This window comes from Lentibacillus daqui, from assembly GCF_027186265.1.
In the GTDB taxonomy this organism is placed as follows: domain Bacteria; phylum Bacillota; class Bacilli; order Bacillales; family Amphibacillaceae; genus Lentibacillus_C; species Lentibacillus_C daqui.
Genome location: NZ_CP114176.1, coordinates 2,913,899 through 2,933,629 on the forward strand (window position 1 = coordinate 2,913,899; position 19,731 = coordinate 2,933,629).

General features: G+C 42.3%; 16 protein-coding genes and 1 rRNA gene. 2 read left to right on the plus strand and 15 right to left on the minus strand.

What is annotated here, in order from left to right; all coding sequences use genetic code 11:
- Window positions 1-11: 11 nt before the first annotated feature.
- Window positions 12-1,577, minus strand: a 16S ribosomal RNA gene (locus O2S85_RS14735).
- Between the two features lie 895 nt (window positions 1,578-2,472).
- Entirely contained in the window at window positions 2,473-3,345 is an 873-nt protein-coding gene (locus O2S85_RS14740; RefSeq protein ID WP_269410064.1) for a nucleotidyltransferase-like protein, read from the minus strand.
- 338 nt (window positions 3,346-3,683) lie between these two features.
- On the opposite strand from O2S85_RS14740, the gene O2S85_RS14745 reads away from it, so the two are divergent.
- On the plus strand, window positions 3,684-4,079 hold the full coding sequence (locus tag O2S85_RS14745; RefSeq protein WP_269410065.1) for a YgzB family protein: 396 nt from the start codon (window positions 3,684-3,686) through the stop codon (window positions 4,077-4,079).
- An 87-nt stretch (window positions 4,080-4,166) separates the two neighbouring features.
- Here O2S85_RS14745 and perR read toward each other — a convergent pair whose 3' ends face one another.
- The 6 genes from perR to O2S85_RS14775 all read right to left on the minus strand — a co-directional run bounded on the left by perR (window position 4,167) and on the right by O2S85_RS14775 (window position 8,177).
- Window positions 4,167-4,610, minus strand: coding sequence for a peroxide-responsive transcriptional repressor PerR (perR, locus tag O2S85_RS14750; protein WP_269410067.1), 444 nt, complete (start codon window positions 4,608-4,610; stop codon window positions 4,167-4,169).
- A gap of 218 nt (window positions 4,611-4,828) precedes the next feature.
- Window positions 4,829-5,389, minus strand: coding sequence for a cob(I)yrinic acid a,c-diamide adenosyltransferase (locus O2S85_RS14755; RefSeq protein ID WP_269410068.1), 561 nt, complete (start codon window positions 5,387-5,389; stop codon window positions 4,829-4,831).
- Window positions 5,390-5,391: 2 nt separating this feature from the next.
- Complete coding sequence (locus O2S85_RS14760; protein WP_269410069.1) at window positions 5,392-6,342, minus strand: D-2-hydroxyacid dehydrogenase; 951 nt, start codon at window positions 6,340-6,342, stop codon at window positions 5,392-5,394.
- A gap of 83 nt (window positions 6,343-6,425) precedes the next feature.
- On the minus strand, window positions 6,426-7,085 hold the full coding sequence (locus tag O2S85_RS14765; protein WP_269410071.1) for a sugar transferase: 660 nt from the start codon (window positions 7,083-7,085) through the stop codon (window positions 6,426-6,428).
- 119 nt (window positions 7,086-7,204) lie between these two features.
- Window positions 7,205-7,675: a thioredoxin-dependent thiol peroxidase gene (bcp, locus tag O2S85_RS14770; protein WP_269410072.1), complete on the minus strand. Its 471-nt coding sequence runs from the start codon at window positions 7,673-7,675 to the stop codon at window positions 7,205-7,207.
- 58 nt (window positions 7,676-7,733) lie between these two features.
- Window positions 7,734-8,177, minus strand: coding sequence for a potassium channel family protein (locus O2S85_RS14775; RefSeq protein WP_269410073.1), 444 nt, complete (start codon window positions 8,175-8,177; stop codon window positions 7,734-7,736).
- 208 nt (window positions 8,178-8,385) lie between these two features.
- On the opposite strand from O2S85_RS14775, the gene O2S85_RS14780 reads away from it, so the two are divergent.
- A complete protein-coding gene (locus O2S85_RS14780; RefSeq protein ID WP_269410074.1) occupies window positions 8,386-9,678 on the plus strand; it encodes a glutamate-1-semialdehyde 2,1-aminomutase in 1,293 nt (430 codons plus the stop codon).
- Between the two features lie 63 nt (window positions 9,679-9,741).
- Here the strand turns inward: O2S85_RS14780 and O2S85_RS14785 are convergent, their stop codons facing one another.
- The 7 genes from O2S85_RS14785 to ntdP all read right to left on the minus strand — a co-directional run bounded on the left by O2S85_RS14785 (window position 9,742) and on the right by ntdP (window position 19,426).
- On the minus strand, window positions 9,742-11,628 hold the full coding sequence (locus O2S85_RS14785; protein ID WP_269410075.1) for an ABC transporter permease: 1,887 nt from the start codon (window positions 11,626-11,628) through the stop codon (window positions 9,742-9,744).
- Window positions 11,603-12,367 (minus strand): ABC transporter ATP-binding protein, encoded by a 765-nt coding sequence (locus O2S85_RS14790; RefSeq protein WP_269412598.1) that lies wholly within the window; start codon window positions 12,365-12,367, stop codon window positions 11,603-11,605. Before O2S85_RS14790 ends, O2S85_RS14785 begins: the two co-directional genes overlap by 26 nt.
- 162 nt (window positions 12,368-12,529) lie before the next feature.
- Entirely contained in the window at window positions 12,530-13,531 is a 1,002-nt protein-coding gene (locus tag O2S85_RS14795; RefSeq protein ID WP_269410076.1) for a sensor histidine kinase, read from the minus strand.
- 3 nt (window positions 13,532-13,534) lie between these two features.
- On the minus strand, window positions 13,535-14,233 hold the full coding sequence (locus tag O2S85_RS14800) for a response regulator transcription factor (RefSeq protein ID WP_269410077.1): 699 nt from the start codon (window positions 14,231-14,233) through the stop codon (window positions 13,535-13,537).
- A 264-nt stretch (window positions 14,234-14,497) separates the two neighbouring features.
- On the minus strand, window positions 14,498-16,087 hold the full coding sequence (locus O2S85_RS14805) for a Vga family ABC-F type ribosomal protection protein (protein ID WP_269410079.1): 1,590 nt from the start codon (window positions 16,085-16,087) through the stop codon (window positions 14,498-14,500).
- 800 nt (window positions 16,088-16,887) lie between these two features.
- Window positions 16,888-18,663: an ABC transporter ATP-binding protein gene (locus O2S85_RS14810; RefSeq protein WP_269410081.1), complete on the minus strand. Its 1,776-nt coding sequence runs from the start codon at window positions 18,661-18,663 to the stop codon at window positions 16,888-16,890.
- A 235-nt stretch (window positions 18,664-18,898) separates the two neighbouring features.
- The gene (ntdP, locus tag O2S85_RS14815) at window positions 18,899-19,426 is read right to left on the minus strand and encodes a nucleoside tri-diphosphate phosphatase (protein ID WP_269410083.1); all 528 of its coding nucleotides are present in this window, start codon (window positions 19,424-19,426) and stop codon (window positions 18,899-18,901) included.
- Window positions 19,427-19,731: the final 305 nt, after the last annotated feature.

Below are 19,731 nucleotides of genomic sequence, written 5' to 3' on the forward strand. Positions count from 1 at the left end.
ATAATCCTTAGAAAGGAGGTGATCCAGCCGCACCTTCCGATACGGCTACCTTGTTACGACTTCACCCCAATCATTGGCCCCACCTTCGGCGGCTGGCTCCAAAAGGTTACCTCACCGACTTCGGGTGTTGCCAACTCTCGTGGTGTGACGGGCGGTGTGTACAAGGCCCGGGAACGTATTCACCGCGGCATGCTGATCCGCGATTACTAGCGATTCCGGCTTCATGCAGGCGAGTTGCAGCCTGCAATCCGAACTGAGAATGGTTTTATGGGATTAGCTAATGCGTCGCCGCTTCGCTGCCCTTTGTTCCATCCATTGTAGCACGTGTGTAGCCCAGGTCATAAGGGGCATGATGATTTGACGTCATCCCCACCTTCCTCCGGTTTGTCACCGGCAGTCACCTTAGAGTGCCCAACTTAATGCTGGCAACTAAGATTAAGGGTTGCGCTCGTTGCGGGACTTAACCCAACATCTCACGACACGAGCTGACGACAACCATGCACCACCTGTCACTCTGTCCCCGAAGGGAACTCGGTATCTCTACCGTCATCAGAGGATGTCAAGACCTGGTAAGGTTCTTCGCGTTGCTTCGAATTAAACCACATGCTCCACCGCTTGTGCGGGCCCCCGTCAATTCTTTTGAGTTTCAGCCTTGCGGCCGTACTCCCCAGGCGGAGTGCTTAATGCGTTAACTTCAGCACTAAGGGGCGGAAACCCCCTAACACCTAGCACTCATCGTTTACGGCGTGGACTACCAGGGTATCTAATCCTGTTCGCTACCCACGCTTTCGCGCCTCAGCGTCAGTTACAGACCAGAGAGTCGCCTTCGCCACTGGTGTTCCTCCACATCTCTACGCATTTCACCGCTACACGTGGAATTCCACTCTCCTCTTCTGCACTCAAGTCCTCCAGTTTCCAATGACCGCTTGCGGTTAAGCCGCAAGATTTCACATCAGACTTAAAAGACCGCCTGCGCGCGCTTTACGCCCAATAATTCCGGACAACGCTTGCCCCCTACGTATTACCGCGGCTGCTGGCACGTAGTTAGCCGGGGCTTTCTGGTGAGGTACCGTCAAGGTACTGCCCTGTTCGAACAATACTTGTTCTTCCCTCACAACAGAGTTTTACGATCCGAAGACCTTCATCACTCACGCGGCGTTGCTCCGTCAGACTTTCGTCCATTGCGGAAGATTCCCTACTGCTGCCTCCCGTAGGAGTCTGGGCCGTGTCTCAGTCCCAGTGTGGCCGATCACCCTCTCAGGTCGGCTACGCATCGTCGCCTTGGTGAGCCTTTACCCCACCAACTAACTAATGCGCCGCGGGCCCATCTGTAAGTGATAGCCAAAGCCATCTTTCAACTTCCTCCCATGCAGGAAAAAGTATTATCCGGTATTAGCTCACGTTTCCGCGAGTTATCCCGATCTTACAGGCAGGTTGCCCACGTGTTACTCACCCGTCCGCCGCTCGTTCCACAAGTGTCACCTCAGATGAGGATCTACTTGCTTCCCGCGCTCGACTTGCATGTATTAGGCACGCCGCCAGCGTTCGTCCTGAGCCAAGATCAAACTCTCCAAAAAAGTTTGTGATAAAATTAACACCAATTAATTTCATCTAAATTCTTAGCTGCAAAAATTGATTCCAGGGTCTGCGTTTTCCATCAAATCAATTGATCTAACTTCTAACCTCAACCTCTGACATCTGTTACATACTGGTTGTTTTGTTCAGTTTTCAAAGAGCAAATTTCTGATCACCGTCTCTTAACAGCGACTTTATTATAATACCATGATTTGCAATGTTATGTCAACAAGAAATTTTATTTTATTAATCTTGTTTGCTTTGTTCAATTGCGTTCATCTTGGCAACGAAATTAACTTTACCATGCATATAATACAAAGTCAACGCCTACTTTTATTAAAAAACTTTTCCTATTAATTGAAATCTTCCCTTTGACATTCAAAACTTATCGTGTCTTTCTCAACCGTCCGAACTTATACACTGTACCTCTCTCTAATAGCGCGTGCTCAAGAGGTGGATAAAGGTGGGCTTACGTCTCAGTCCTCCTGTTTGTTAAAATTCAAATTGGCGTGGTTTTGAACAGCGCGCTTATATAGGCTGTATTGACTTCGTTGTCCCATAACATGGAGAATTTCTTTTCATTAACGAGCTTACACTGGACGTGGTAACTGGACATTCGTCATTGAACATATCCATAATCAGTAAAAGCTTTATTATCTCAAAGGTTATTTCCATCGAACCCTTTGACATCCCTCAATGTCTGAATCTTAAATATGGATCCGCAAGCTCATCACAATTAACAACCTGCCATTTCCTGCAATAATGCTTTTAAGCCAAGGTTAACCACATCCATAATTATTAAACATCACCTTTTCATATTATTTAGTTCCAATAACAAACCCCCATTCGATAAAGAGATGTGTAACAACTGCATCCTTTACTGAATGGGGATTTCCATCAATCCATATCAACCCGGTACTTCCGATGGTAGACACCCGCACCCTTCGTTTCGGTTAATTCTGTTTGAATAATATCCTTTTCGATCAAGTAACTCATCATCGCTGTTAAATCAAGTGAATAGGCGGATACACGCGGCTCAGACACTAGTTCGCCGTACGTCCAGGGATCCTTCTTTGATTGAAGGACATCCAATAGATGCGCAGCTGATGTCTTTGCACGATTGGCAATCACATAGTCAGCGGCCAGAATCATCAGCTCTATTCGTTTGGTTAATTCCTCGTGGCTTTCAATTAGCTCATCATATAACTTATATACTTCCGGATCGATCGATTTCACCTGACTCCAAACAGTTACCTCGGGATGGTAGCCTTTTTCAATAACTGCAAGACGTGCCAAATAATGCAGTGAATTAACAATTCTGCTGTAAGCATCTTTATATTGTGCCGATTCATAAAGGTCTTTTGCATCACTATAGCTTTTAATCAGTTTGCCAAATTCGATAGCCTTACGTAAATCCCGTTTCTCTCGGGGGAATTCTCTTAACTGCTCTTGCAAATTTGCAATAAATTCATTCCGGTCAAAGATAACTTTTCCATGAACTAACCAAGCTATTGCCTTGCGATATCCACTTGTATCAATCCACTTCATTAACAGATCGTTGGTTACGACGTGCATGGCGGCTGTTTGGTCATTAAACTCATAATGCTTAACATGCCACGATGGATCTTGCTGCCTCACAATAATCAACAAAATGACATCGAAATTATCGGTAATTGTGCTATTAGGTTTCAGCTTTTCGATCACTAATACGCCGAGCGTGTTAACATCACTTGCTCGTTCCTGATAAATTGGCCGTAGTAAATCTTCCATTTCCATTCCTCCATTAAGTGAAGCTCCAATCGGTGAAGGGGCAACACATGGTTAATCAGATTGCTGTTATTCTTCAGTAATTGTCGGTTGAACGTATGTTAGTATTTGACTTTTCTCCACAAAAGGGACGTTGTTTTCCAGCCATATGTAAGGTAAGCATGTTCAAAAAGGGGCAGAATCACCCGTCCCATTTATTTTTATTCCATTTTATCCAGATATTGAACACGCTCAATAGTAATATAATTCGCCGAAAAACCGCAATATCCTTTTTCCGAAACGAAATATCGTTTAAAATATGCTATACTTGCTTGTGTACTATTGAAGGAGGAATACCACCCATGGCTGATCAACAAATAGTCTATTCCAGTAAAATCAATAAGATTCGTACTTTTGCCTTGAGCTTAATCTTTTTCGGGATTGCCCTTATGTATGTCGGTATTTTAACCAAAAAGATACCTTGGTTAATGGCGATCTTTTTCATTTTGGGAATGCTTGCGGTTATCTTTAGCTGTGTTGTTTACTTTTGGATCGGCATGTTGTCGACCAGGGCTGTGCCAATTATTTGTCCAAGCTGTGGCAAGCCAACTAAAATGCTGGGACGGGTTGATGCCTGTATGCACTGCAAGCAACCATTAACCCTCGATAAGGAACTCGAAGGCAAGGAATTTGATGAACGTTATAATAAACGGCGTTTCCGGGAAGAAATGAAGGCAAAAGAAAAAAATGGTGAATAACCAATGGGCGTGATCATAACAATATCTTCTGAACAACAAAAACACCAGCCGTAGTCATTTACAGCTGGTGTTTTCAAATAAAAAATATTAGTGCTTTTGTGTTTCAAGTCCCTGACAGTCTTCGCATTTCCCGTAAACTTCCAACCGGTGATGACTAACTTTAAATCCTGTCACCTGTTCGGCAAGTGACTCCACCTCATCCAGGCTTGGATAATGGAAATCAACAATCTTCCCACATTCTTCACAAATAATATGATAGTGTTGCGTTGTGTTACAATCAAAACGGCTGGATGAATCGCCATATGTCAATTCACGCACCAAGCCAATTTCCCTTAATACACGTAAATTATTATAGACGGTGGCAACACTCATATTGGGAAACTTCCCTTCAAGTGCCTTATAGATATCATCTGCTGTTGGGTGAGTACTGGAATTAAGCAAATATTCAAGAACCGCATGACGTTGTGGTGTGATCCTTACGCCTGATTCTTTTAAAGTACTAATCGCTTCACGCAATCTTTGTTCAGACATCGTCATGCACCCCACTTTCCTTTAATAATACAGAGGATGTTCAAAAAAAGAAATCCAAAAATTAACTGGTCAAATTATTAGATTGTAATTCTTATAATTAGTGTAACTGTTCCACTCAAGTTCTGTCAATACAAGTATATTCCCTTTCAAGAATTATTATCACCTGAAAATAATAAAGCAAGCATCTCCATATAGAAGATTATGCTTGCTTCTCATTTTTAAATATCTGCCTTCAGCGTTGTTTCCGTTCCGCCCAGGCTTTGGTTCACGTATCGTGCTGCTACAAATAAATAATCGGATAATCGATTTAAATAGGAGACAACAAGCGGGTTCGCCAGTTCAGACTCTAATCCGACGGCAGTACGTTCGGCACGTCTCGCTATCGTACGTGCAGTATGTAGCGCACTTGATGCACAATGACCGGACGGCAGGATAAAGTTATGCAATCGTTCCAAATGCTTGTCCCATGCATCGATTTGCCGTTCCAATTCATCAATGTACTCTTGTTTTAGTTTCCATTTTACTTCTTTATCATTGGGGGTCGCCAGCTCAGCTCCCACGTGAAATAAAATAGTCTGTACCCGGTGCATACTTTGCAGAAAGCTATCCTTTCCATCCCATTGTTCCTTATCCAAAAAGCTTAAGGCCAGTCCGATCATCGAATTTACTTCATCGCAGGTTCCATAAGCCTCCACCCGTAAATCATTTTTTGGCACCCGTTTTCCATATACTAATGATGTTGTACCTTTATCCCCTGATCGCGTATAAATTCGTACCACCGTTAATACCCCCTTGATACATCAATTTGGTTGATGAAGTCAGTCCGATTCTCCAGGTAAATCGATAAGTTTTTACTGAAAATCTCTAATGCCCTGGTGACATAATGTGGTGATAAACCTGATATATGTGGCGTAATTGTAATACGCTCTTCCTCCCAAAATGGACTGTTATCTGGAAGCGGTTCTTGTTCCTGGACATCCAAAACAGCATGGGCAATTTCCCTATTACGGACAGCCTGTAATAGTACATCACTTGCTACCACATCCCCGCGTCCCATGTTTAAAAAAACGGCATGTTCGGGCATAAGCTGAAAGTGTTTTTCCGTATAAAAATAGCTTGTTTCCGGTGTGCTTGGCAGGACTGACACGACAACATCTGCTTTTGGCAGCAATTTTTCCAACTCATGATTCGGATGATTTTCATCAAAATGTTCAACTGTTTTCCCACTTTTCGATACACCGATTGTCTGCATCCGGAATGCCTTGGCCAGACGTGCAACTTCTTGTCCGATTGCCCCTGCACCCACAATAAGCATCGTTTTCCCGTTTAGTTCCACGATGTGTATCTGCTTATCCCAAACATGGTTTGTCTCATTTTTAATAATTGTTTTGCTCTGGCGAAATACTTGCAAAAGCATCGCTATGGCATACTCAGCCATTGGTGTTTGATGGATGCCCCGTACATTGGTAACAAGAATATCCCGTTTTTCAATTGCTTTTAACGGCATTTTATCCATTCCCGCGGATAGGATCATCATCCATTTTAACTGTGTTGCCTGTTCAAGCAAATCAGCTGTCAAATCCCCTCCGTAAGTTACCAGCACCTCAGCTTCCGGCAAATAGGAAATAGCTTCATCCATTGTGTTACAAAACGTAAATGATTGTTCCGGAAACTGCTTCATTAGTCTTTCCCGGTGTTTGCTTGATGGTTGTGAAGAAAAAAGAATAGTCACTGGTTTTCCCTCCTTGCTTGATGCGTTCTCTTTCTATCGTAAACGTTTTCCGCTTATTTGAACAGAAAGAAGCTGGCTAAAATTTAATTAAGCGCCCTGCGAAAAAGGGAGTACCAAATGATTTTGATATCAAACCAGAATGAATAGTTACGCAAATAATAGAGATCATAGGCGATTTTCCGACCATGCTTTTCTTCGGTGACCAATCCGTTTGCTTGTGCATATCCGGTCATTCCCGGACGTATTTGCAGCCGCTTTTGTTGAACCACGTTATAATAATCGGCGAGTTCCGGTATTTCCGGCTGCGGACCAACCAAACTCATATCACCTTTTAAAATGTTCATGAATTGCGGTAACTTATCAAGCTTGTATTTATATAAAAATGCACCAATTTTTGTAACCCGAATCCCCGTATCTGCTTGTCGGATAAAGGAATCCGGCACCCCCTCTGTCCATGAATTCGCAAACGCGTATGGCGGAAAACCACGAATAACTCGCGATGGAACTGTGGTTGTCCGAAATGACCACATCGTAAAGATCCGATTATCCTTGCCTACCCGTTCCTCTCGCAGTAAACAGGGGGTTCCTTCTTTTTTACGGAGAATCATATAGATGATCAATATCACTGGCGCGGACAATAGCAACACCAGAAGACTGACCATCATATCGATTCCACGTTTCACACCTGAATATGCCGTTATCCTTCTGACTGTATACGTCCTTGTATCTTCTCTTAGTTCCATTCATTCCACCTCGTTAATAGATTTGTTAGTGATAGTCTATTCACAGGAGAGAAATGATAGAACATAAGAAAGACTAATACTAAAAAAGATAGCCCCGATCGAAGGACTATCCTTTGTTCCTATTCCTGATTGTCGCGAATGAATTGCAATGCTTCGTCCACGTGACCCTTGACCTGAACTTTGCGGAATTCTTTTTGTACCTTGCCTTCCTTATCAATAATAAACGTCGAACGCTCCAGTCCGTAACTCTCCTTGCCAAAGTTCTTCTTCAATTTCCACACGCCATATTCTTCAGCAACCTGATGATCTTCATCGGCCAAAAGTTGAAACGGTAAATCGTGTTTGTCAATGAATTTCTGATGACGATCGACTGGGTCTGGGCTCACCCCGATAATAACGGCATCAAGTTCACCAAAGCTTTCATGCTGATCGCGGAAGTCACAGGCCTCCGTTGTACAGCCGGGAGTCATATCTTTCGGATAAAAATAAAGAACAACATATTTTCCACGGAAATCCTTCAAGCTTACCTGCTCACCGTTTTGATTTGGTAATGTGAAATCTGGTGCTGTTTTTCCTACTTCAACAGACATGCTACATCCCTCCATTACAATATTCTAACAATACTATAACATGTACAAGTTCTGTTTGCTAATGATCGCGGCTATGATAGGAATATTGCACCAGCTTCAGGACAAACGCGGTTGGCAGTACATATCCAATCAGTGCTTCCACCAAGGCAATAAATCGACCAATTCCAACCGGCGCGATGTCGCCATAGCCAATCGTCAACAACGTCACACCGCTAAAATAGATGGAATGAATCAGTGTGCCGATTACCCCCACCTCTCTTAGCTCACCACCCTCCGCCAATGTCACATGCTCAAAGGAAAGAATAAAATAAATCAGTGCAAAACCAAGAATGACCAGGACATAAATCACTAATAGGGTATAAAAAATTTCTGAGGAAAAACGAACATCTTTCATCTCGAAACGCCGATTATGCAAGGGCCAATCGCGAATAAAACTAATTAGACTGCTGCCAATAATGATACAGATGAGAACGATCAACACAATCCATAAAAATATATGCATATAACGAATTCTCCTTCTTCACTTTCCTGCTTGTACCATATATATGCCTATCCCAAGAGAAGGTTGTCATCTTTTCATCATTCAACATGTCGATACTGCGAAACAGAAAAAAGTCGTGTAAAATAGGAAACGGGGGGTTAGTCTCCCACTGTTTTAAAGTGCTAAAGCAACAAAGGATTAATCCCCGAATAAGGAGGCATTTATAAATATGGATTTGACAAAATCAACACAATTACACGAAGAGGCACTTACCCATATTGTTGGCGGGGTCAATTCACCTTCTCGTTCCTATAAAGCCGTTGGCGGTGGCGCTCCGGTTTATATGGAGCATGGAAAAGGAGCGTACTTTTGGGATGTAGATGGCAATAAATATATTGATTACCTTGGCGCATACGGTCCGATTATCACCGGGCATGCACACCCACATATCGCGGAGGCAATCACCTACGCCGCAACAAACGGGACACTGTATGGTACACCAACCCGCTTGGAAAACACATTTGCCAAAATGCTCAAAGAAGCGATTCCTTCCCTTGACAAGGTGCGGTTTACCAACTCTGGGACGGAAGCAGTCATGACAACCGTTCGAGTGGCACGCGCATATACTGATCGTACCAAGGTAATTAAATTTGCCGGCTGTTACCACGGACATTTTGACTCCGTATTAGTCCAGGCAGGATCTGGTCCGGCAACACTGGGAACACCTGACTCCGCTGGTATTCCGAAAGCAGTTGCTGAAGATGTTATTACCGTCCCTTTTAACGACCTTGACGCATTTCAAGAAGCCATGGATAAATGGGGAAATGACGTTGCTGCGGTGTTAGTAGAACCAATCGTTGGCAACTTTGGCATTGTCGAACCGCATGAAGGTTTCTTACAATCGGTTAACGACATTACGCATGCTGCTGGTGCATTAGTGATTTATGATGAAGTAATCACGGCTTTTCGGTTTACATACGGCAGCGCTCAACAGATTTATGGCATTGAACCGGACATGACCGCCATGGGTAAAATTATCGGTGGTGGTTTGCCAATCGGTGCGTACGGTGGACGTGAAGACATCATGGAACAGGTTGCGCCGCTTGGACCCGCCTACCAAGCCGGGACCATGGCAGGAAATCCAGCCTCGATGGCCGCCGGAATTGCTTGCCTGGAGGTATTACACGAAGATGGTGTCTATGAAAAACTCGATCGCTTGGGCGCACGTTTGGAAGCTGGCATTCTGGAAAAAGCTGCCGAACACGGTGTGCCAATTTCGATCAACCGCTTATGTGGCGCCATGACCGTATATTTCGGAAACGGGGAAATTACCAACTATGCTGAGGCTGAAGCAAGCGATGGAGAGGCATTCGCGACCTTCTTTCAATTAATGTTAAATCAAGGCATTAATCTGGCCCCATCCAAATATGAAGCCTGGTTCTTAACGACCGAACACACCGAAGCTGATATCGATACAACGATTGAAGCGTGTGATCATGCATTTCAGGAAATGAGTAAATAACTTAATCTTAAAAACGCACCCTTTAACTGCGAAGGGTGCGTTTTTGATAGGACAATAATCTTGTTAATAAATCGCCGACCTAATCTGCTTCACATAGAAATACCGTACAATCAAGAAATAAACAATTTGGATAAGGGCAAATCCTCCCAGTACAAGAGAAGCCTCCTTAAACAAATTATATTCGAAAAGGTGCGCCAATGCTGTAAGTGCGACCGCTCCATGTACCAAGGCAACAACAATTGGTGCGAAGAATAGGATCGCTGTTTGTCTGTTCACGACTTTTTTCAATTCCCGTTGCGTCAGCCCGATTTTGGCAATGGAACCGAATTTCTGCTTATCCTCATCCAAATCGGTATACAATCGGAAATAGAGGAAACTTCCTGCCGATACAAAGAACACAATCCCGATGAATAAGCCAATAAACATAATTGGACCATAGGCTTTATTGATTTGGTAATCTATATAATCGAATGCTTGTGCTGTAAATCCAACTTGTTCAGATATTTTTTTGCCGGCGTTAATGAGTTGATCGGATTGACCGGATTCTGCTTGCCAAACAAAATGATCCCCGCTTCTTACCGGTTTTCCCAGTTGATCATATACATGGTCATTGACAACATAGTAAGCTCTAAATTCAGGTAGTACACTGGAAGTTGCTTTTCGATAAGGTTGAATCTCCCTGCCATCATCCAGTTTAACCGGGGATTTCATCAAGGTTTCACCCTCATTTGTATTCGTCAAGCTCTGACTATTATCCATCACAACCGCTTCATTTTCTTTTGGATGCAGTTCCTTTTCGTCAATGAGCCTGGCAAATCGATTATAATCCGATGCCTTGGCTATTAAGACATTCTGGTTATCTCCAAGATCGAAGTAATTTAATGTTACCTTTTCCGTTGCTGCCTGAATGTTTTCTTCTTGTAAAATCGTATTAATCTGCTTAACGTCTTGTTTGATATCGGTTTTACTCTCATCTTCAAGCGGATAATACGTAATGGAATATGAATTGGCTTCTTTCATTCCATTTGTCAGATACGATTGAAAACCATACAGCGTTCCAATCGCACTGAAAGCTACCGTAGAAATAATCGCCACCATGAAAAATGTTCTGGCATTATCCTTCAATCGAAATGACAGGTCAGAGAAAAGCAGCATATTCGTTTGCCGCCAAAAAATTGGTTTATTCTTTTTCAAGCGGCGAATGATGGACACACTCAACTGGGTGAAGAGCAGATAGGTTCCGAGAATCACCACAATAATAACCGGAACCATCACCATAACGACCATTACACCCTTGACAAATAATGCAGTTGCATACCCGGCTATCAACAATAGCGCAGCAAGAATGGCCAGTAATGCAGAAGCTTTTGGCTCCCCTTTTGACTGTTTATCTCCCTTGATCAAATCAATCAGTTTCTTTGTTCTTAATATAAACGAAACAAACAAGGATATAAACAAAAACAAGATGATGAAGCTAATAAACGTTATGATAATTGCTAGTGTTGGAAAATAAAAATCCAGCGACTCGCTAATGATCAGCACATTTTCCGCAAGCATGAGGATCACTTTAGCAAATACTAGTCCAAGTACTATCCCGCCAACAGTTGCAAAAAAGCCAATCAGCATATTTTCCAAAAATACCATCCAACGAATTTGCCCGCTGGATGCCCCCTGGATCATCAACAACCCAAACTCTCTCTTTCTCGATTGCAAGAATGAACTCATCGAATACAATACAAAAAAGAAAGAAAAAACGTAGATAATCCCACCGGCAACTGCCATACCAAACATTGCCTTTGAATTCACCGATCCCCCTGAAAAAGCAGGATGAAAGGCAAAAATGGCAAACGTGAAAAATACCATCACCGTAAACATGCTGCTTAGGAAATAGGCGACATATAGCCGTTTGTTGCGTAAAACATTATTAAACGCGAACTGACGAAAAGTCATTGTCATCCCCTCCCATCAAGGAAAGCATATCAATGATTTTCTGGAAGAATGCCTGCCTGCTGTCCCCGCGGTGGATTTCGGAATGCAGCTTGCCATCCCGAATAAATATGACACGATCTGAATAACTGGCTGCCTGTGGGTCGTGTGTCACCATCAATAAACTTGTTTTTTCCTGTTTATTAATGGACACAAGCATTTCCATCACATCTTTGGACGCCTTTGAATCAAGGTTTCCAGTCGGTTCATCCGCAAGTAACAACTTTGGTTCATGAATCATAGCCCGTGCAACGGCAACCCGCTGTGCCTGACCGCCAGAAATTTCGTATGTCCGCTTTCCCATAATGGAAGTAATCCCTAATACATCGGCAATTTGTTGGGCTTTCTCCTTCATTTCCTTTACTGGTTTCCCGTCTAACGTTAACGGCAAAACGATATTTTCCTCCACGGTCAACGTGTGCAGTAAGTTAAAATCCTGAAACACAAACCCAAGTTCCTGCCGGCGAAATTTGGCGAGTGCATTTTTTTTGAGCGTGTGCGGGTTTTTCCCTTCGATTGCCACGTCTCCGGTTGTTGGGGCATCAATTGTGGAAATAATATTGAGCAATGTCGTTTTCCCACTGCCAGACGGCCCCATAATTGCGACAAATTCCCCCTTTTCAATTTCCAAATTAATATCGGTCAATGCCCTGTAAGCAACTTTTCCCTCATATACTTTGCCTACATTGGTTAGTTTAAGCATCATCGTTCTCCTTTCCAGCTCGTTTCTGATCGCGTTCAAAAAGACCAGGGTTGCTGTGTCATTATTATTACCAGTCTTTTTAAGCACGCTCTTGAACATCTTTTCTGGAATTAGTATAGCGCGATTGATAAGGAGTTACTATCGATTATGCTTTCACGTTTCTTACACCGATGTAAGATTTTGCGACCGGGGAAAAATGATCCTTATGCTTGTTCCTTTGCCTACCTCGGAATCAAATTCTAAACCATGTTCCAGCTTGTTGCATACTTCTTTTACCAGATAAAGGCCCATCCCCGTGGATTCACGATATTTGCGTCCATTTTCTCCGGTGTAAAATTTATTAAAAATGCGTTTTTGATCAGCAACGGCGATACCAATGCCAAAATCCTTCACTTCCAGTACTGCTTCTCCGTCTCGTTCGTACAATGACAGGATAATGCGCTTATCCTTTCCGGCAGAATATTTTACAGCATTATGGACAAGCTGTGACAGCATGAAAAACAGCCATTTCTCATCTGTTTCAACCGTTATCCCAGATTTTGCTTCGTGTAGCTGCGGATAGACTTCATTACGTATGTAAAATCGCTTATTTTCTTGATTCACCTCATGTGCAAGTTTGGACAGAACAACCGGTTTGATATGAAAATCTCCCTCAATGGTTCGCAGTCGCGCCATATACAATACGGTATTTAACCCATTACTGATGCGATCGGTTTCCTCCCGAATGCTTGAAGATTCTGGTTCATCCAGATTTTGCGCGGTTAACCGAATTACAGAGAGCGGCGTTTTCATCTGGTGTACCCAGCGATCCATAAACATTAAGTGCTCGTCCTGTTGATCCATTGCAGTTCGGAGTTGTTCTTGATATAAGCGGTATTGCGTATGCAACAATTGATCAAGCGCATGGGATATCGGTGTCTGATCGGTTTGTTCCAGCGATGCATCCAATGTTTTCATCGGTTGGGATAGTTTTTGGTAAAAATAGCGTCTGCTCACATACCGGTAGATGAGGTAACAGATAAGGAAGAAAAATGAAAGAAAGATGGCATAACCGATTAACTTGATATTCCGGTAGCCATCCAGACATAATATAATAGGAATAATCACACATTGGAGACATTGCACAATGATTAGCAAAACATGTTCGCGAATAAACAGTTTCATTGTCTAGTCCTCCTTCCACGTAATCTGAAGCCGATATCCTGCACCCCTTACTGTTTCTACCGCGTCCTCAATCCCAAGCTCCTGAAACTTTTTCCGAACGCGGGTGATATTTACATTTAGTGTATTTTCATCCACATATGCTTGCTCATCCCATAGTTTTTCCAGCAAATCCTCTCTGCCGGCAACACGCGGATACCGATCCATCAGACTTTCCAAGATATCCGTTTCCTTCTTTGTCAAGGACACAACATCATCTCCCAACCGCAATTCGAATCGTTCCGGGAACAACCGCAGTCCTTCTTTAACTAACACTCTTTCCTCGTGCTTCACTGCATATTCTCCATACGCCCGCCTTAGTTGGCTGCGAATTTTGGCCATGACAATATCCGGAGAAAATGGCTTGGTAATGAAGTCGTCCCCACCATTTTCCAATGCCATGACCTGGTCCATTTCTCCGGTGCGTGCAGAAATGAAAATGACCGGGCAAATCGACTGTTTACGAATTTGCCGACACCAATAATAACCATCATAACTAGGTAAATTTATATCAAGCAAAACAAGATCTGGCTGTTCCTTGTTAAATGCATCCATTAAATGTTCAAAATCATCCGTTACAGCAACCGCATAACCGTATTTCGTAATATAGGAATGAAGATATTCGGCAATTTTCAAGTCGTCTTCTACAATCATGATTTTTTCCATGCATGTTTCCCCCTTGGAATGGTATCAATTACTTGTGTGGTTCTTTCATTATATCCATGCGGCGCCTCTTGGTTTCGATCGAGTCCTTCCTTTTTTCGATCGAGTAATAATATCTAAATCTTCATCAGAATAGCTGACATGGTTTAGTTCTATGGCTGCTCTATCGATTGATTTCGTTGTTTACTCCATGGTGAAGTTCTTTTCTGAAATAGGTATAAAAGAGAAGCAGGAGAGAGAACCTCCTGCTGAACAAATCTTATTCTATCATTCCTTTTGCTGATTTAAAAGCGCGCGTTTTTGCTGGAGAAGCTTTTGAAATTCCTGATCCAGTTCATCCGATGGCTCCAGGCTGAGCTTGCTTAATGTTTCTGTTATCTTCGTTTCAATAATCATTAACTGCTGTTCGATTGGATCTTCTTGCGTCTCTTTTTCCGTTGGTTCTTGATGGAGCTGCTGGATGTTCCCATCAAAAAAGGTGAGCTGCTGCTGATTTATTTCAATGACCTTGGTTGCGATATTTTCGATAAACTGCCGGTCATGGGATACAAATAAAACAGTACCCTCATAGGCTTGAAGCAGACCCTCTAATGCTTCGACCGCCTCTATATCGAGGTAGTTTGTCGGCTCATCCAGAATAAGCATATTGATATCACTGACAAATAGCTTTGCAAATGCCACCTTAACCTGCTCACCGCCGCTAAGCACGTGAACAGGCTTAAATACATCATCACCATAGAAATGCAGTCTTGCTAAAACCGTCCGAATCAGGGTTTCATCCTGCTTAGAGGTTTCTTTGGCATTTTCCAGAATCGACTTTTCCTGATTTAAGGTAGATAAATCCTGTTGAAAATAACCTGTTTTAATAGACGGATTTAACGTGATGCCGGAATCTCTATTCATTATTTTTTTAATAAACGTTGTTTTGCCTGCTCCGTTTGGGCCGATGATGCCAACCTTATCTCCGCTCTTTATATTTAAACTGGCTTTTTTCCATAATTGTTTCCCGGGAACAGCACCTTCTACATCCTCTATTCGTAAAATAATTTTCTGCTGCAATTTTTCTTGATGGGGAAGTGTCATTTTCAAGGGAGCAGCCTCTCTTACCTTCTCCACTTTTTCCAGATTTTCTAATCGGCTTTCCAAAGCTTTGGATGTTTTTTGCAGCTTTTTCTGCTTTTTCGCAAAGTAGGGCTTCGCTCCTTTTAATGATTCTTCCGTGGAACCAATTTTACTTTTTGGTGTTTTAGTTACCCGCTGTGCTTTTTGCTCTTTTTTCTGTATCGCCTGCTCAAGCTGCCTTCTTTTCTGCTGATAATGCTCATAATCCAGACGTTGTTTTTCGATTTCTTTTTCCTTCTGCTCCCGGTATGCTGTATAGTTGCCGGAATAAATTTGGATGCTCTTTTCATCAATTTCCCAAATTTGCTGGCATAGTTTATCTAAAAAATTGCGATCATGAGAGACGACAATTAATGCTCCCTGCCAATGGGACAGCTGTTTTTCAAGCCATTCAATATGGGCTGTATCCAGATTGGTTGTCGGCTCATCAGCAAGAAGGAGGCCGGTTTGCTTCTGTAAAGCTTCTACGATATAAGCCTGCGTCACTTCCCCGCCGCTTTTTTCATCACGCTTCTCTTTTAATTGTGGCAATAATTCCACGGAAGTATGCATGTGAATCGTACCTTGTTCTGGCGGAATCTTACCGGCAAGGAGGTTGAGCAAAGTTGTTTTTCCTGAGCCGTTCTTCCCGACTAAACCAATACGGTCTTTGGCATGAACAACTAAATGCTCTATCGAAAATAGTTCCCGGTCTTTGATACTGTGTTTGATATGATGTGCTTCTAAAATTGTCATAAAATCATCTCCGTATCTATGAAGGATGGGAATAGGGGAGGGTAACTGCATAAGAAAAACCCCTATTCTACATTCAGAACAGGAGTCGCCAAAAAAAGGAAATGGGCATACATATCGCTCATTTCATACGGGTATTTATCACAAAGGATAAAGGCTAATCCTGTTCTGAAATCGTTCCATGAGAGCATGAAAAATAATACAGCAAGAGGGCACACAGATTTCGAGTTTACAATCTGCTGTTATCATACTCCTATGGAATTCATTCTTTTAAAAAACAGGATTAGTACTTCATGTTCCCTTTGTTCACCCTTTCGATAATTGTTGATTATAGTATAGCGGAAATAGAAGCATTTGTCATTAAAAGAAAATGGATAGCCGGTTAATTTTCAGAGTTCTTCCATTTAAACCGTGTTATGAGCGCCATGATTATAATATTTAAAATGGAGGCGAGCAAAGCACAGCTAGCCATAAATAATAATCCCAACCCTCCCCAGCCGCCCACAAAAAGAAGCCGGCTATAATAAGTAAAAGACTCAAGTCACTATCTCTTTTTTATTCTTGCTATGCTTAGCGGTGTTCTTCTCACAGCGGTTGTTTTACACATCGCAGCGGATTTTGTTGTTGGAGGGATACTAACCTCGGATAAATTACAATACTTGTTGCCGGTACCTTTTTAGGCATAAAGTCAAAGAGTACAATTGAAGTTAGTTTGTATGGTATCCCCCCTGAAAACGTTGATTTTATAAGGTTTCTTCATGTTTTCTTATGTCAGCAGGCTCAACGGGGGAGTTTTTTACAAACTAATGCGATTTTGCACGTACCGGTTCGTCCTGATCAAGATTCTGTACTTGATATAAATCATAATAGCTGCCTTGTTTTTGCATCAGTTCATCATGTGAGCCGACTTCGATAATCCTGCCATTTTCAATAACAACAATGCGATCGGCATGGGTAATCGTTGCCAGACGGTGGGCGACAATAAATGTGGTCCGGTCTGATGCCAGTTTTTCCATCGCTTCCTGTATGGTGTGCTCACTTTCCAAATCAAGGGCAGAGGTTGCTTCGTCAAAAATCAGGATTGGCGGATTTTTCAAGAAGACACGGGCGATGGCGATTCGTTGTTTTTGTCCACCAGACAATTTTACACCGCGTTCCCCAACCAAGGTGTCGTATCCATGAGGTAAATCCTTGATAAAGATGTCTGCATTCGCTGCTTTAGCGGCCGCAACCACCTCTTCATCGGTTGCATCAGGTTTTCCCATACGAATATTCATAGCGATCGATTCGGAAAATAGCGTATTATCCTGAAGTACCATACCAATGTTATCACGCAATGAACGAGCCTTTAAATCACGGACATCCATGCCATCTACCTTAATGGAACCAGCTGTAACATCATAGAATCGGGGTATCAGGCTAACAATTGTTGACTTTCCACCTCCGCTCATGCCAACAAAGGCAATAGTTTCACCTTTTTTCACATGTAAAGAAACATCCTTCAGCACGGGAGGCTCTTCTTCCTCATACTGAAACGACACGTTCTCTATATCAATCGTTCCTTCTGCATGACGGAGTTCCTTTGCATCAGGTTTATCCGTTATATCATATTTTACATTCATAAATTCAAATACACGATCGATCGAGGCGATTGATTGTGTCAAAGTCGTTGATGAATTGATCAGGCGACGCAAAGGGCTGTACACGCGCTCCATATAGCCATAAAAAGCAGCCATCGTTCCTATTGTCAGATGACCGTTAATCACCTGGTACCCGGCAAAGGCAATGACTAATAATGGAGCAAGGTCAGTAATGGTATTGGTTACTGCAAATGTTTTAGCATTCCAGTCTGTATGCAGCAGCGCCCGATCAAGAAAATTCATGTTGCGTTTATCAAATTGGGATTGCTCATAATCTTCAAGTGCAAAGCTTCTCGTTACCGGCAATCCTTGGACCCGCTCATGCAAGTGTCCCTGGACTTCGGCAAGCGCCTGCGATCTATTCCTGGTTAACCGACGTAATCTCCCATAAAAATACTTAATAGAAAAACCGAAAAACGGAAAAAGGATGATTGCGACAATTGTCAACGGAATATTCATCGTCAGCATGATCCCAATCGCAATAACAATTGTAATCATATCCAGCCAAACATTCATCAGTCCAGTAATGACAAAGACTTTCGATTGTTCGACATCATGTATTACCCGGGAAATAATTTCGCCGGTTTTTGTCTGGGCATAAAATCTCAAGCTCAGTTTTTGGATATGGTCAAACAAGCGATCACGGATATCGTACAAGACTTTATTCCCAACCCATTGCGCCAAATACTGTCGATAATACTCAACTGGCGGACGCAAAATGATAAAGACGACAAACGCTCCACTCATTATCCAAAATAGTTTGTGCAGTTTTTCCGCATGAGTCAAATCATCGACACTAATAATATTGTCGATTACATATTTTAAAATCAATGGCATGAGTAATGGGATCGCAAATTTAATAATCCCGATCAGTACCGTCCAGACGATTTTCCATTTATATGGTTTCACAAACCGTAAATATTGTTTAATACTACTCATGATTGCACCTACCTTGTGCGTAACAATAGAAAACCCTTGCTACAGTGTAACAAGGAACTTCTCTAGTGTATATATTATTTCTTTAATCAATTCGTTTATGACAGGATATCATTGGTTACGCCCAGTATTATAAAGTGAATGGTGCAAGCGAGCAACTAAATAGCTCACTGTCTCGATAATTGTGGTTATCATTTGTTATAGACGCTATACTCTTAACAAAAATTCGGCGAAAAAACTACCTGTATGTCAGATACATCTCATACCATTGATCAACAAAATAAGCGGCAAATGGACCTTTCCGCTGGTGAATCCATCTTAATAAAATGTCCAAATTTCTATGTAAAATCCGATCAATTACATCCGGATAATTCATTTGCTTTTTATGTTCTTCATATTCATCTTCATCAAGAATATCAAAGGTCATATCCGGGTATACTTTTACATCCAAATCATAGTCAATATATTTCAAAGCTCCTTCATCATACACAAATGGAGATCCAATATTGCAATAATAATAAATCCCATTCGTTCGCAGCATGCCGATAATATTAAACCAAAAGTTCGCATCAAAGTAGCAAATTGCCGGCTCTCTGGTTACCCATGTTCGTCCATCACTTTCGATAACATCAGTTTTATCATTTGCCGCAATGACAACGGAGTCAGTACCCTTTAGAACCAGACTGTTCTTCCATATTCGGTGTAGTTGGCCGCTATGTTTATAACTATGTATTTCAATTTTTGAACCTGCTTCGGGACCTGCCATATTATCTACCCTTCCTCACCCTTTATGATCATTATAACGTAAATAACTGGAATAGGAAAAGCTCAAACCGCCATTTCAAAAGGATGTTCAAAAAGTCCGGGTAAAATAACATACCCCTTCAAAAGGCTATCCCGACATCTGAGCGCAAGCCCGTTTTAAGCCGGCCTTCCTTGCTCGTTGGCTTGTATTTCCGCTTCTCATCGAGGTGGGGATCTTCTGCCAAAGCCGCCCATGTTCTGTAGGACACAGAAATCAGCTGTACAAGCTCATAATGACAAAAAGAGCTTCCTGGGCAGGAAACTCTT

What these genes read in the sequence shown, in the direction of transcription:
- perR (WP_269410067.1), bottom strand. Translation starts at nt 4,610, where the DNA reads ATGTCTGAACAAAGATTGCGTGAAGCGATTAGTACTTTAAAAGAATCA.
- O2S85_RS14810 (WP_269410081.1), bottom strand. Translation starts at nt 18,663, where the DNA reads ATGAGTAGTATTAAACAATATTTACGGTTTGTGAAACCATATAAATGG.
- O2S85_RS14780 (WP_269410074.1), top strand. Translation starts at nt 8,386, where the DNA reads ATGGATTTGACAAAATCAACACAATTACACGAAGAGGCACTTACCCAT.
- bcp (WP_269410072.1), bottom strand. Translation starts at nt 7,675, where the DNA reads ATGTCTGTTGAAGTAGGAAAAACAGCACCAGATTTCACATTACCAAAT.
- O2S85_RS14800 (WP_269410077.1), bottom strand. Translation starts at nt 14,233, where the DNA reads ATGGAAAAAATCATGATTGTAGAAGACGACTTGAAAATTGCCGAATAT.
- O2S85_RS14785 (WP_269410075.1), bottom strand. Translation starts at nt 11,628, where the DNA reads ATGACTTTTCGTCAGTTCGCGTTTAATAATGTTTTACGCAACAAACGG.
- O2S85_RS14775 (WP_269410073.1), bottom strand. Translation starts at nt 8,177, where the DNA reads ATGCATATATTTTTATGGATTGTGTTGATCGTTCTCATCTGTATCATT.
- O2S85_RS14795 (WP_269410076.1), bottom strand. Translation starts at nt 13,531, where the DNA reads ATGAAACTGTTTATTCGCGAACATGTTTTGCTAATCATTGTGCAATGT.
- ntdP (WP_269410083.1), bottom strand. Translation starts at nt 19,426, where the DNA reads ATGGCAGGTCCCGAAGCAGGTTCAAAAATTGAAATACATAGTTATAAA.
- O2S85_RS14790 (WP_269412598.1), bottom strand. Translation starts at nt 12,367, where the DNA reads ATGCTTAAACTAACCAATGTAGGCAAAGTATATGAGGGAAAAGTTGCT.
- O2S85_RS14805 (WP_269410079.1), bottom strand. Translation starts at nt 16,087, where the DNA reads ATGACAATTTTAGAAGCACATCATATCAAACACAGTATCAAAGACCGG.
- O2S85_RS14740 (WP_269410064.1), bottom strand. Translation starts at nt 3,345, where the DNA reads ATGGAAGATTTACTACGGCCAATTTATCAGGAACGAGCAAGTGATGTT.
- O2S85_RS14745 (WP_269410065.1), top strand. Translation starts at nt 3,684, where the DNA reads ATGGCTGATCAACAAATAGTCTATTCCAGTAAAATCAATAAGATTCGT.
- O2S85_RS14765 (WP_269410071.1), bottom strand. Translation starts at nt 7,085, where the DNA reads ATGGAACTAAGAGAAGATACAAGGACGTATACAGTCAGAAGGATAACG.